This window comes from Pseudooceanicola sp. NS-SX9 (genome assembly GCF_057380705.1).
Genome location: NZ_CM170818.1, coordinates 3512388 through 3524613 on the forward strand (window position 1 = coordinate 3512388; position 12226 = coordinate 3524613).

Annotated in this window: 12 protein-coding genes; 8 read left to right on the forward strand and 4 right to left on the reverse strand. The window is 65.9% G+C overall.

Translation table 11 applies throughout. From position 1 onward, the window contains the following. Window positions 1–22 precede the first annotated feature (22 nt). The gene (gene trhO / locus AC2ITM_RS16745) at window positions 23–934 is read left to right on the forward strand and encodes an oxygen-dependent tRNA uridine(34) hydroxylase TrhO (protein WP_486467749.1); all 912 of its coding nucleotides are present in this window, start codon (window positions 23–25) and stop codon (window positions 932–934) included. 200 nt (window positions 935–1134) lie between these two features. Here the strand turns inward: trhO and fliP are convergent, their stop codons facing one another. Genes fliP through fliF form a run of 4 tightly spaced genes read right to left on the reverse strand, consistent with a single transcriptional unit; the run spans window position 1135 to window position 4386 of the window. Beyond that, window positions 1135–1857, reverse strand: coding sequence for a flagellar type III secretion system pore protein FliP (gene fliP, locus AC2ITM_RS16750; RefSeq protein ID WP_486467750.1), 723 nt, complete (start codon window positions 1855–1857; stop codon window positions 1135–1137). Further along, window positions 1857–2141 (reverse strand): FliM/FliN family flagellar motor switch protein, encoded by a 285-nt coding sequence (locus tag AC2ITM_RS16755; RefSeq protein WP_486467751.1) that lies wholly within the window; start codon window positions 2139–2141, stop codon window positions 1857–1859. The genes fliP and AC2ITM_RS16755 overlap by 1 nt, the downstream gene beginning before the upstream one ends. Before the next feature lie 5 nt (window positions 2142–2146). Then, window positions 2147–2746, reverse strand: coding sequence for a FliH/SctL family protein (locus AC2ITM_RS16760; protein ID WP_486467752.1), 600 nt, complete (start codon window positions 2744–2746; stop codon window positions 2147–2149). After that, window positions 2743–4386, reverse strand: a complete 1644-nt coding sequence (gene fliF / locus AC2ITM_RS16765) for a flagellar basal-body MS-ring/collar protein FliF (RefSeq protein ID WP_486467753.1) — start codon at window positions 4384–4386, stop codon at window positions 2743–2745. The genes AC2ITM_RS16760 and fliF overlap by 4 nt, the downstream gene beginning before the upstream one ends. Before the next feature lie 121 nt (window positions 4387–4507). Between fliF and AC2ITM_RS16770 the strand changes: the two genes are divergently transcribed. The 7 genes from AC2ITM_RS16770 to AC2ITM_RS16800 all read left to right on the forward strand — a co-directional run bounded on the left by AC2ITM_RS16770 (window position 4508) and on the right by AC2ITM_RS16800 (window position 12223). Beyond that, complete coding sequence (locus tag AC2ITM_RS16770; protein WP_486467754.1) at window positions 4508–5014, forward strand: flagellar basal body-associated FliL family protein; 507 nt, start codon at window positions 4508–4510, stop codon at window positions 5012–5014. Window positions 5015–5024: 10 nt separating this feature from the next. Continuing rightward, window positions 5025–5423 carry a hypothetical protein gene (locus AC2ITM_RS16775; RefSeq protein ID WP_486467755.1) on the forward strand — a complete coding sequence of 133 codons (399 nt, stop codon included), beginning with the start codon at window positions 5025–5027 and terminating at the stop codon, window positions 5421–5423. 9 nt (window positions 5424–5432) lie between these two features. Beyond that, complete coding sequence (locus tag AC2ITM_RS16780) at window positions 5433–6074, forward strand: MotE family protein (RefSeq protein ID WP_486467756.1); 642 nt, start codon at window positions 5433–5435, stop codon at window positions 6072–6074. Window positions 6075–6117: 43 nt separating this feature from the next. Continuing rightward, on the forward strand, window positions 6118–6990 hold the full coding sequence (motA, locus tag AC2ITM_RS16785; RefSeq protein WP_486467757.1) for a flagellar motor stator protein MotA: 873 nt from the start codon (window positions 6118–6120) through the stop codon (window positions 6988–6990). After that, on the forward strand, window positions 6987–9266 hold the full coding sequence (locus tag AC2ITM_RS16790; RefSeq protein WP_486467758.1) for a hypothetical protein: 2280 nt from the start codon (window positions 6987–6989) through the stop codon (window positions 9264–9266). Before motA ends, AC2ITM_RS16790 begins: the two co-directional genes overlap by 4 nt. A gap of 106 nt (window positions 9267–9372) precedes the next feature. Next, the gene (flhA, locus tag AC2ITM_RS16795; RefSeq protein WP_486467759.1) at window positions 9373–11463 is read left to right on the forward strand and encodes a flagellar biosynthesis protein FlhA; all 2091 of its coding nucleotides are present in this window, start codon (window positions 9373–9375) and stop codon (window positions 11461–11463) included. Next, on the forward strand, window positions 11456–12223 hold the full coding sequence (locus AC2ITM_RS16800) for a flagellar biosynthetic protein FliR (RefSeq protein ID WP_486467760.1): 768 nt from the start codon (window positions 11456–11458) through the stop codon (window positions 12221–12223). The genes flhA and AC2ITM_RS16800 overlap by 8 nt, the downstream gene beginning before the upstream one ends. The last annotated feature ends 3 nt before the right edge of the window (window positions 12224–12226 follow it).

A 12226-nucleotide genomic window follows, 5' to 3' on the forward strand; every position in this document is an offset into this window, starting at 1 on the left:
GCCGCGCGCGTATCTGGGCGCCATGTACACGGTCGCCGCACTCTATCATTTCACCCGTTTCGAAGATCCCGCCGCCATCCGGGGGCCGCTGCTTGCGCTCTGCGAGGCAGAGGGCATCTGCGGCTCGCTGCTGCTGGCGCAGGAGGGGATCAACGGCACCATCGCCGGCCCCGCCGCGGGGATCGACAAGGTGCTGGCGCATGTGCGCGCCCTGCCCGGCTGTGCCGATCTGGACTGGAAGCTGTCGAGCGCTGCTGATCGTCCCTTCGCCCGCATGAAGGTGCGGCTGAAGAAAGAGATCGTCACCATGGGCCAGCCCGATGTCGATCCGCTGGCGCGTGTGGGCCATTACGTCGAACCCGCCGACTGGAACGATCTGATCCGCTCGCCCGACGTAGCGGTGATCGACACCCGGAACGATTACGAGGTCGCCATCGGTACCTTCGAGGGCGCCGTGGATCCGCAGACCGAGAGCTTCCGCGATTTCCCCGCCTGGTGGGACGAGAACAAGGACCGCTTCCACAACAAGCGGATCGCGATGTTCTGCACCGGCGGCATCCGCTGCGAGAAGTCGACGAATTTCCTTCTGGGTCAGGGTGTTGAAGAGGTCTACCACCTGAAGGGCGGGATCCTGAAATACCTCGAGGAGGTGCCTGCATCCGACAGCACCTGGCAGGGCGAATGCTTTGTCTTCGACCGCCGGGTATCCGTTGGTCATGGGCTGGTCGAGGGCCCGCACGAGCTGTGCCATGCCTGCCGCCGTCCGATCCTGCCCGAGGACCGCAAGCGCCCGGAATACGAGGAAGGCGTGTCCTGCCATCTGTGCATCGAGGAAACCTCGGAGGCCGACAAGGCCCGCTTCCGCGAGCGCCAGAAGCAGATCGCCCTGGCGAAAGCCCGGGGAGAACACCACCTGCCCGGGTTCGAAGACTGAAGCGCCCCTGACGGCATTTCGCCCGAAATGCGCCTGACAGGGGACGCCTGCAACGCGCCTGACGGCGAAATGCCTGACGCCCGCCGGATGGCGGGCTGCCTGAAGCGCGCCTGACAGCCGGAGCCCTGAAGCGCGCCTGACGGCGCGACGCCTGCGGCGGGCGGGGCGCCTAGCGGCGCCCATTCATCTTTGGACAACCCTCAGAAGTAGCTGCGCACGAGGGAACTGGCCAGAAGGCTCCAACCGTCGGCAATGACGAAGAAGCTGAGCTTGAAGGGCAGCGAGACGATCGCCGGCGGGACCATCATCATCCCCATCGACATCAGCACCGCCGCCACCACCAGGTCGATGATCAGGAAGGGCAGGAACAGCAGGAAGCCCACCTGGAAGGCCCGGGCGATCTCGGACAGCATGAAGGACGGGATCAGCACCGAAAGTGGCGCATCCGGGCCGCGCGGCATCTGCGCACCGTCGGGGCGCAGCGCCGCGAGGGCCTCGAACGTATGCGGATCCATGCGATGGGACATGAAGCCCCGAAAGGGGCCCGCTACCAGTGGAAAGGCTTGTTCCGGCGTGATCTTTTCGTCGAGCAACGGCACGATCCCAGTGCTCCAGGCCTGCTGGAAGGTCGGCTCCATCACGAACCAGGTCAGAAACAGCGCCAGCGAGATGATCAGCATGTTGGGTGGCGCCTGCTGAAGGCCCAGGGCCTGGCGCAGGATCGACAACACCGTCACCAGGAAGGGGAAGCAGGTCACCATGATCAGCGCCCCCGGCGCCAGGCTGAGCACCGTGATCAGCACGATCATCTGGATGCCGCGCGCGGTGAGCGAGCCGCCTCCTCCGAGGTCGATGTTGATCCCCTGCGCCTGCGCCACGGCCGGCAGAACCAGGAACAGCGCCACCAGCAGCGGCAATCGCATCAGAGCTCGCCCGAGAAATCGCCGACCTCGGTCAGGCGGACGGCCAGCTGGCCGGCCTGGTCGCCGTCCAGTTCTTCCAGCTCGCCCCGGGCGATCAGCCGGTCGCCCACGTAAAGCTCCACCGGGTCCTCGACCCGGCGATCCAGCGGCAGCACACTGTCGCGCGTCAGCTTCAGCAGGTCCCGGATCAGCGGCCGCGCCTTGCCGACCGAGATCGTGATCTCGATCGGGACGACGGTGAAAGGGTTGCCGCCGCCCGGTCCGTCGGAGGTCTTGTCATCCATTCTGTTCACCCATTCTGATAACGTCTTGCCTGCTCGGTGAAGAAGCCCGAGACAGCGCCCCGGATGCCTTCGGTCACCGCGTCCAGGTCGATCTCGGTCTCTTCCTCGGCAAAGCGCAGGAACACCTGCCCGTCCGAGAGCGTGTCATCGCCGGTCAGTTCCAGCGGGAAGCCGAAGTCCTGCGCCACCAGGTCCTCAAGCAGCGGCAGATTGGCGGTCGCCGCGACCAGTTCCACCTTCTGGGTGGCCCGCGCGGTCATCAGCGCGTCCAGCTGTTCGCGGATGCGCAGCGCCAGGGTCTCGCGCGCGATGGCCGGCACGACCTTGTCGATGACCTCGGCCAGCATCGGGCGCACGGCGTTCAGCACGTTGGAATGCGCCTCGGTATAGGTGAAGGCCAGGTCCTGCAGGTTGCGCGCGAATTCCGCGCCGATATGGGCCTGTTCCTCTCGTGCGGCCTTGGCGGCATCGTCCCAGCCCGCTTGGTACCCCTTCTCGAAGGCTTCGAGGCGCAACGTCTCGAGCTCCTCCTCGCTGAGGCCGGGGGTCGGGCGGGGCCGTTGCACTACGCTGAAATCCTCCAGGATATGGGCCATGCCCTTCATGCGGTTTCTCCGTTTTCCTCAAGCCAGCTGCGCAGGATCTCCATGGTTTCGTCCTTGCGCTCCTCGATCAGGGACTGCAGCCGGGCGACCGGATCGTCGCTGTCGCCCGAGAAGCCGCCCGACCCGCCCATGCCGTCGAAATCCGCGATCATCGGGAAACCGCCGCCCATGGGCTCGGCGCTGTCCCCGCCACCGAACCCCGAGGCCATCGGCAGCTCCGGCAGGGCGAAATCGCTGTCGTCGTCGGCGATCTCTCCGGTCAGGGGGCCGCTGTCGGGACCGGACAGCATCGGCACCTGCGCGGCACCGCCGCTGAGCACCGGCTTGATCACGAACAGCCCCAGCACCAGTGCCACCAAGGCCAGAACCGCCATCTGGATCAGCGACATGACGTCCAGATTCAGCCCGGAGGCAAAGCCACCGGGGCTGGCGGTGCCAAGCGCGGTCACCGGCTCGAAGGCCATCGACTTGATGGTGATGACATCGCCGCGCTGTTCATCAAAACCCACGGCAGAGGAGACCAGCTCCTTCAGATTGGCCAGTTCGTCGTCGGGCCGGGGCGCAAAGCTGGTCGTGCCGTCCGCTGCGGTGGTGCCGATTCCATTGACCAGCACCGCGACCGTCAGCCGCTTCACCGCGCCGGGGATCCGCGTCACCTCGCGATTGACCTCCGAGACCTCGTAATTCACCCGCTCACGGGTGTCGTTGCCGCTGGAATTCGAGGATCCGCCGCCGCTGCCCGCCCCATTGGGCAGGTTCGAGGCCACCGTCACATTGCCCGCATCGCTGTTCTGCGCCGTCTTCGAGCTTTCCTCGGTATCGGTGCTGATGGCGACGCGACCATCCGGATCGAAGCGCCGCTCGCGGATCGATTCGCTTTCGGTGACGGGCTGGACCGAGACCTCGACCACCGCATTGCCGGCGCCGACGCGGGCCTCCAGCAGCCGCTGGACCTTCTGCTTCAGCTCCTGTGCGCGATCATTGGCAGCGCTGTCGGCAGAGGGGTCATCGGCGGCGATCAGCAGCTCTCCCTTGTCGGCGATCACCGCCACGTCATCGGGATTCAGCCCTGCCACGGCCGAGGCCACGAGATAGCGCAACGCCTTGGCCTGGCTGGCGGAAATATCGCCCGACGTCGTCAGCGCGACCGAGGCGGTGGGCCGGATGTCACGCTGAAACGGGTTGGCGCCCTGATGCGCGATATGCACCCGCGCCGAGGCGATCTGCGGCGACGAGGCGATCGTGCGGGCCAGCTCGCCCTCCTTGGCGCGCCAGTAGGCGGCATCGAACATCTGCGAGGTCGTGCCGAATCCGGACAGGGAATCGAGCAGCTCGTACCCCTGGCTGGAGTTCCGCGGCAGGCCTTCGCTGGCCAGTGTCATCCGCAACGCATCCCGGTCGCGGCCGTCGACATAAATGGCGCCGCCGCGCACCTCGTAGGTAACACCGCGCTGGTCGAGGGCGCGCACGATCTCTCCGGCCTGACCGTTTTCCAGGCCCGAATACAGCAGGCTCATGGTCGGCTGCGAGGCCATCCGCGCCAGCAACAGCACGGCGGCAAACATCGCGATCGTCGCCAGGATCACCGTGATCCGGCGCCTCGGCTCCATGGTGTTCCACAGGGTGAGAATCTGTTGCAAACCGCGTCTCCGTTCCCCCCGGCCTTCTGCCGGTTCCCCCCCTTAATGGGCCGAACGCGCTTAACAATCGGTTAGTCCAAACCACCCTATAACGACCCTGCGGACAGATTCTGGAAGGGTCATGACGGACGTCACAACGGAACCGGAAGAGGCCCCGAAAAAGGCCTCGAAGCTGCCCCTGATCCTGGGGCTTGTCATCGCCCTTGCCGGGGGCGGCGGCGCCTTCTTCGCGATCTACAGCGGCATGATCCTGGGCGGCGGACACGCCACCGAGGACGCTGCCGCCGGTCATGAAGACGGCACCCCGGCCGAGGACTTCAAGGCCCCCGACATGGCCTACATACCGCTGACTCCGATGGTGATCTCGATGGGGCGGGTGGCCGACAACCGCCACCTGCGCTTCACCGCCTCGCTGGAGGTGACGCCGGCGAAGCAGCCCGAGGTCGAGAAGATCCTGACGCGAGTCACCGACATCCTCAACAGCTACCTACGGGCGCTGCGGATCGAGGACCTGGATGACCCGGCCGCCCTGGTGCGGCTGCGCGCGCAGATGCTCAGACGCGTGCAGGTACTGACCGGCCAAGAAGCCGTGCACGACCTGCTGATCACAGAATTCGTTTTGAACTGAGGTACTTGCCATGGAAATGATCTCGGACATCCTGCTGATTGCGGGCGCCCTTGGTGCCGTCTTCTACTGCTACGTTCTGGCCCGTCGGCTGGCGCGGTTCAATGACCTCGAATCGGGGGTCGGCGGGGCGGTCGCAGTGCTTTCGGCGCAGGTCGATGACCTGACCAAGACGTTGAAGGCCGCCCGCGAGGCTGCCGGCGAAAGCAGCGCCTCGCTGACTCAACTGACCGACCGGGCCGAAGGCGTCGCCAAGCGGCTGGAGCTTCTGGTCGCCTCGATGCATGACCTGCCCGACCCCGGGCGCCCGGCCCAGCCCCCCGTTGCGACAGGCCCAAAGCCAGTGCCCGAAGCCGAGGCCGACGTGGCACCGATCCGGCCGGTCTTCGCGCGCCGCGTCAGCAGCCAGTGAGGGTGGACGATGGCCAGATCCAAGGCAAAGCCCGCCCCCAAGGGAGCCAAGCCCGCAAAGCCCGCGCGCAAAGCCAAGCGTCGCCCTCGCGGCACGCTGGCAATGATCGCCATGCTGCTGTTGGCCTCGGCAGCCCTCAGGATCGCGATCCATGCGGATGACGTGATGGCGCTGGAACCCGGCCTGCTGCACGACAAGGCCGCTCCGCCCGACACCGCCGAGACCGCGGGTTGCACCCCCTCTCCCGATGTCGAGGCCATGCTGACGGCCTTCAAGGAACGTGAAACCCGCCTGGACCAGCGTGAGGCGCAGATCCGCGACCGGATGAATGCATTGTCGATCGCCGACGAAGAGATCCAGAAAAAGCTCTCGCAGTTGGAGACCGCCGAGGCCCGCCTGCGAGAGACCCTGGCCCTGTCCGACAGCGCCGCGGAAAAGGACATCGCCCGGCTGACGGCAGTCTACGAGGCGATGAAACCCAAGGATGCCGCCGCCCTTTTCGAGGAAATGGCGCCGGAATTCGCAGCAGGTTTCATGGGGCGCATGCAGCCCGCTGCGGCTGCGGCCATCATGACCGGTCTGTCGTCCGAACGCGCCTACACGATCAGCGTGATCCTGGCAGGGCGAAATTCATCGGTTCCAAAGGAATGACCCCTAGCGTTTCGGCAGGGATACTGGATTCGGGGCAGAACGCATGATCGGTTTCATCGGCATCGGCGTGATTTTCGTCATGGTCTTCGGCGGTTACGTGATGGCCGGCGGCAAGATGTCCATCATCCTAAAGTCGCTGCCGTTCGAAATGATGATGATCGGCGGCGCGGCCGTTGGCGCATTCCTGCTGTCCAACGACATGGGCGCGGTCAAGCATACGGCCAAGGACGTCGGCAAGGTCTTCAAGGGGCCGAAATGGAAGCCCGACGATTACCGCGATCTGCTGTGCCTGCTGTTCGAACTGATCCGCCTGGCGCGCCAGAACCCCGTCGCGATCGAAGAACATATCGAAGCGCCCGCCGACAGCACGATCTTCTCGAAATACCCGCGGGTTCTCGCAGATGGCGAGGCAATCGAACTGATCTGCGACACGATGCGTTCGGCCTCGATGAACTACGACGATCCGCATCAGGTGGAAGAGGTACTTGAAAAACGGATGGAAGCGAACCTGCATCACGCCATGCATTCCAGCCACGCCCTGCAATCCATGGCCGACGCCCTGCCCGCCCTGGGCATCGTCGCGGCCGTCCTGGGGGTGATCAAGACCATGGCCGCCATCGATCAGCCACCCGAAGTCCTGGGCGGCATGATCGGCGGCGCGCTGGTGGGGACCTTCCTGGGCGTCTTCCTGGCCTATGGCATCGTCGGACCCTTCGCCGGGCGCCTGAAAACCGTGACCGAGGAGGACAGCCATTTCCACCAGCTGATCCGAGAGGTCCTGGTCGCAAACCTGCACAATCACGCCACCAACATCTGCATCGAGGTCGGCCGCCAGAATACCCCGGCCCATTACCGGCCCAGCTTCTCGGAACTGGAAGAGGCGCTGAAGGCCGTGAAAAGCAGCGGGGCCGCATGAGGATGCGTCGGACAGCCCTGGCCCTAGCGGCTGTGCTCATCCTGCTGCCGGGGCTTGCCCTGGCTCAGGCCGCCGTGGTCCGTGGCGGAGAGCATGCCGATTTTACCCGACTGACAGTAGACTTGCCGCGCGGCACCGACTGGACGCTGTCACAGGCCCCCGGCGAGGCGGTCGTCAGCCTGTCCGGGGCCGCCACATCGATCGACGCGCGTCAGGTCTTTGATCGCATCCCCCGGGATCGCTTGCGCGCGCTGTCGGTCGGACCGGGGGCAACGATGACCCTGGCGCTGGACTGCCTCTGCCCCATCGAAGCCGAGCTGTTCCGGGGTCGCCTGCTGATCCTCGACCTGAAGAACGGACCACCGCTGCCGACCTCGGACGCGGCGGCCGCCATGGCAGAACGTCCGCCGGTCGACCCTGGCGCCAACCTCGCCGCGGCCATTCCCATGCTGACCACGCCCTTGCCGATGGTCGTCCCGGAATCCCCCTCTATTCCCGCGCCTCTGCGGGAATTCGCGGAGGCGACGGTCAATGCCCTGCCCGACATGCCACCTGCCCTGTCAGAGGCCGAACTGCGACTGGCCCGCCAATTGGAGGAAAGCCTGCTGCAAGCGATCGGCGGCGCCGCAACCGAGGGGCTTTTGCAGGTCGATCCGAAGGGGGCCGCCGCCCTGACCCCGGACGCGCGCAGCCTGGCGGAAGACAGCGATGGCAAACATGCCGATCCGGGCATTGCCGCAAGCGAAGCGACGCTGGAAGACAGCGCCCCCGGCCCGAAGAACCGCTTCATCCTGTCCGGCGACGATTGCGCCCTTGCCATGCCCCCGATGCAGCCCCCCGAGGAAGACCAGGATTTCTCGATCCGTCTGGGCACGCTCCGCGGTCAGCTGGTCGGGGAATTTGATCGCCCAGACCCCAAGGCCCATCTCGAACTGGCCCATTTCTACCTGCTGAACGGCTTCGGAGCCGAGGCTCTGAGCGTGCTTGAGGCACTAGGCCTTGAAACCCCGGAAACCCGCGAGATGTCTTCGGTCGCACGGATCCTTGAGCATGGCCATGACCCCGAAGGCGGTCCATTCGTCCGCCGCACCGCCTGCGACACCGACGCCGCGCTCTGGGGCGTGCTGGCGCAAAAGCCACTGCCTCCCGGGCAGGATATCGACACGATTGCGGTGAAACGCGCCATGATGACATTGCCCGACCCGCTGAAAAGCTACCTGGGTCCAATCCTGGCAGATCGTTTCGTCACTATCCAGGAGGCTGACACCGCGAAGGACCTGCTACGGGTCATCGAACGCGAGAGCGAAACCACGACCCCCCGCCAGGAAATGGTCGCCGCCCGTATCGAAACCCAGGAAACCGGATCACCGGATCGCAAGATCTACCGAGACCTGATTGCCGAGAACGATGATGTCTCTCCCGAGGCGCTGCTGCATTTCACCGAGGCCACGCTGGCCGGTGGCAAGCCGGTCGATGCGGAAACCATCGGGCTGCTGGAAAGCTATCGCACCCAGTACCGCGACACGCCGATCGAGACCGACCTGACCCGAACCGAGATCGCCGCGCAATCCTCAGCCGGGAACTTCCCCGCAGCCTACGCACTGTTTGACAAGGGCAGGGCGCAGCTGACCCCAGAGGTGGCCGTGCAGGTCTCGAACGGGCTGGCGCGCAACCTTGCCAGCAATGCCTCGGACGCGACCTTCGCCCGGCTCTATTTCCAGAATACGCCGCTGATCCGGGAGGCCATTGCTCCGGATACCGCCAACATGATCGCCGGTCGCCTGATCAAACTGGGCTTCCTGGACGAGGCCGGTGATTATCTGGCAAACGGTGCAGATGAGGCCACCGGCCGCGACCGTCGCCTGCTGCGGGCCCAGCTGGCCATGGCGCGCAACATGCCGCTTCAGGCCGAAACCGAACTGGCCGGACTGGAGGGCCCGGACGTTGATCGCCTAAAGGCCGATCTGCGCCTGAAAACAGCGGATTATCCGGCGGCCGAGGCACTTTATTCCGCCACCGGCGACACCGCCGCCGCAGACAATGCCGCGTTTCTGGCCCGCGACTGGACGAAACTTCAGGGCAGCCAGAACGATCCCGCCGCCGCACAGCTGGCCGATGTCGTCACCGCGCAAGAGGCCGCCCCTGTCGATATTCCCGCCCTCGGGGCGCCCTCTCTGGCGGCCAGCCGCGATGCCCTGTCGCAAAGCGCCCAGACCCGCGAGGCACTTCGTCAGCTACTGTCGACCCTGCAGGTGGATACGGCGCTGGATCAGTAGGTCGCTTCTTTGCCACATCTCAACCATTTGTCGCCAAGCATGACCCCACCGCCCCGGCGGTAACCGGCCCGCAGAACGCGGCCCGGCGCAAGACACGGGACCCACCATGACCGAGGCAGAAGTCCGCCCCCTGTTCCAGCCCACAATCCTGCTGGCCCTGGCCCTGATGGCAATCATCGTCATGATGATCCTGCCCGTCCCTGCCTTCGTGCTGGATGTCGGGCTGGCCGCCAGCTTTGCCTTGGCGATCCTGATCTTCACCGTCACCCTCTTTGTCGAGAAGCCGTTGGATTTCTCGGCCTTTCCGACGGTGCTTCTGGCGTCGCTGATGCTGCGGCTGTCGCTGAACGTCTCCTCGACCAAGCTGATCATCGGCAACGGCCATACCGGCACCGCCGCCGCCGGAGACGTGATCCAGGGCTTCGCCGATTTCGTGATGAGCGGTTCCGTCTTCCTGGGCCTGGTGGTCTTTGGCGTGCTGCTGATCGTCAACTTCATGGTGATCACCAAGGGCGCCGCCCGCATGGCCGAGGTTGGCGCCCGCTTTGCCCTGGACGGCATGCCCGGCAAGCAGCTGGCCATCGACAGCGACATGTCCGCCGGCGCCATCGACCACAACCAGGCCCGTGAACGGCGCGAGCGCGAGCAGCAGGAAACCACCTTTTTCGGCTCGCTTGACGGGGCATCGAAATTCGTCAAGGGCGATGCCGTTGCCGGCCTGCTGATCACCCTGCTGAACCTGATCGTCGGGCTGCTGATGGGCGTCGTCGTGCACGGCATGCCGATGAAGGACGCCTTTGAAACCTACGCCATTCTGACCGTCGGAGACGGGCTGGTGACGCAGATTCCGGCAGTGATCATCTCGATTGCCTCGGCACTGCTGCTGGCACGGGGCGGTTCGACCGGGGCGATGGACCTGGCCTTGGTGGGCCAGCTGGGGCGCCACCCGGCGGCTTTGGCGACCGTGGCGGTGCTGATGGGGCTGTTCGGCCTGGTGCCCGGCCTGCCCTTCATCCCCTTCACCCTCGGCGGCGGCGTGCTGGGATCCGCCGCCTGGGTTGTTTACAACCGCCAGAAACGCGCCGCCGAGGCACAGACGAATCCGCGTCAGGAAATTCCGCTGCCGCGCCAGAAATCCATCGGCGACACGCTGGATCTGGATGATATCCATGTCGAATTCGCCCCGGACCTGGTGAACATGGCCCTCGATCCCGGCACTGGTCTTGATGCCCGGATCGAGAACATGCGCCTGCACGTCGCCGAAGGCTTCGGCCTGATCCTGCCCGAGATCCGACTGACCGACGATCCGGGCTTGCCCAAGGGGGCCTACGTCATCCGCATCCAGGGGGTCGAACAGGCCCGCGCCGTGCTGCGTCCCGACCGCGTGCTGGTGCTGACCCAGGGCAACGAGGCCGGCCTGCCCCAGGGCGAAAACGTCCGCGAACCGGTCTACGGCGCCCCCGCCCGCTGGATCCCCGAGGCCGCACAGGACCACGCCGCCCTGTCGGGGCTGACCATCGTCACCCCGACCGAGGTCCTGGCCACCCATCTTCTGGAAACCATCAAGCGCAACTTCCCCCGCCTGCTGACGCTGAAATCCCTGCGCCGCGTGCTGGAGGAAATGACCAACCTTTCGGACGAACGCCGCGCCCAGGCCAACCGCAAGCTGCTGGACGAGCTGATCCCCGAGAAGGTGCCCCTCGACCTGCTGCACCAGGTGCTGCGGCTACTGGTCGGCGAACAGGTCTCGATCCGCAACATGCCCCTGATCCTGGAGGCGCTGTCGGAACTGCGCGGCCAGCTGCAGCAGCCCGAGGCGATCTGCGAACATGTCCGGCACCGCCTGGGCTTTCAGCTGGTGGCCGAGCTGCGCCGCGAGGACGGCACCGTGCCGCTGATCCAGCTGGCCCCCGGCTGGGAGGACATCTTTCAGACCTACCAGATCGAGCGCGACCGCGGCGCCTACGACATCGCCCTGCCGCCCGACATGTTCAACAGGCTGGTGGGCAATACCGCGCAGGCCCTTTCGGATGCCTCCGACCGCGGGATCTACGCGGCGCTTGTCACATCGACCCAGCGGCGGCGTTTCCTGCGCACAGCACTTAGCGCGCGCGGAATCACCAACCCCGTGCTTTCGTTCGAGGAAATCGGCATCGATGCCCGCCCCGCGCTGATCGCCATGGTGCCCGATGACTGAGGCCCTGGCCCAGCTGATGGCGCAAAGCCAGGCCGAGCTGTGGCGCGGCGCGCTGATCTTCCTGCGGGTGGCGGCCTTCACCTCCCTGCTGCCGGGCTTTGGCGAGCAGGCAGTCCCGGTCCGGGTCAAGCTGGTGATCGCGCTCTGCCTGACGGCCGTGGTCGCCAGCGCCCAGCCTGTCTTTCCCGATCCCGGCGCCCCCGACTGGCTGCGCTTCCTGCGGTTTCTGGGCACCGAGACGGTCACCGGCCTGTCGCTGGGGCTGGGTTTGCGGAGCTTCATGCTGGGGTTGCAGACGGCGGCCTCGATGATGGCGCAGTCGACCTCGCTCAGCCAGATCCTGGGCAATGCCGGGACCGAGCCGATGCCCGCCATCGGCCATATCCTGATGATGGGCGCACTGGCGCTGGCGATGATCATGGGGCTGCATGTCCATGCGGTGATGTACCTGCTGATCTCGTACCAGGTGATCCCGGCGGGCAGCTGGCCGGTCGGGGCGGACCTGTCGCAATGGGGCCTGAAGCTGATCGCGCAAAGCTTCCGCCTGGCCTTCACCCTGGCCACGCCCTTCCTGATCATCTCGTTGATCTACAACCTGGCGCTTGGCGTCATCAACCGGGCCATGCCGCAGCTGATGGTGGCCTTCGTGGGCGCGCCGCTGATCACCTTTGGGGGGCTGGCGCTGCTCTGGGCGCTGTCACCGCAGATCCTGTCGCTCTGGACGGCCGAGATCTTTGGCTTTCTGGTCAAACCCTTCTGAGGC

Coding starts and splice junctions, on each gene's coding strand:
- trhO (WP_486467749.1), top strand. CDS start 23: ATGTACACGGTCGCCGCACTCTATCATTTCACCCGTTTCGAAGATCCC.
- fliP (WP_486467750.1), bottom strand. CDS start 1,857: ATGCGATTGCCGCTGCTGGTGGCGCTGTTCCTGGTTCTGCCGGCCGTG.
- AC2ITM_RS16755 (WP_486467751.1), bottom strand. CDS start 2,141: ATGGATGACAAGACCTCCGACGGACCGGGCGGCGGCAACCCTTTCACC.
- AC2ITM_RS16760 (WP_486467752.1), bottom strand. CDS start 2,746: ATGAAGGGCATGGCCCATATCCTGGAGGATTTCAGCGTAGTGCAACGG.
- AC2ITM_RS16770 (WP_486467754.1), top strand. CDS start 4,508: ATGACGGACGTCACAACGGAACCGGAAGAGGCCCCGAAAAAGGCCTCG.
- AC2ITM_RS16775 (WP_486467755.1), top strand. CDS start 5,025: ATGGAAATGATCTCGGACATCCTGCTGATTGCGGGCGCCCTTGGTGCC.
- AC2ITM_RS16780 (WP_486467756.1), top strand. CDS start 5,433: ATGGCCAGATCCAAGGCAAAGCCCGCCCCCAAGGGAGCCAAGCCCGCA.
- motA (WP_486467757.1), top strand. CDS start 6,118: ATGATCGGTTTCATCGGCATCGGCGTGATTTTCGTCATGGTCTTCGGC.
- AC2ITM_RS16790 (WP_486467758.1), top strand. CDS start 6,987: ATGAGGATGCGTCGGACAGCCCTGGCCCTAGCGGCTGTGCTCATCCTG.
- flhA (WP_486467759.1), top strand. CDS start 9,373: ATGACCGAGGCAGAAGTCCGCCCCCTGTTCCAGCCCACAATCCTGCTG.
- AC2ITM_RS16800 (WP_486467760.1), top strand. CDS start 11,456: ATGACTGAGGCCCTGGCCCAGCTGATGGCGCAAAGCCAGGCCGAGCTG.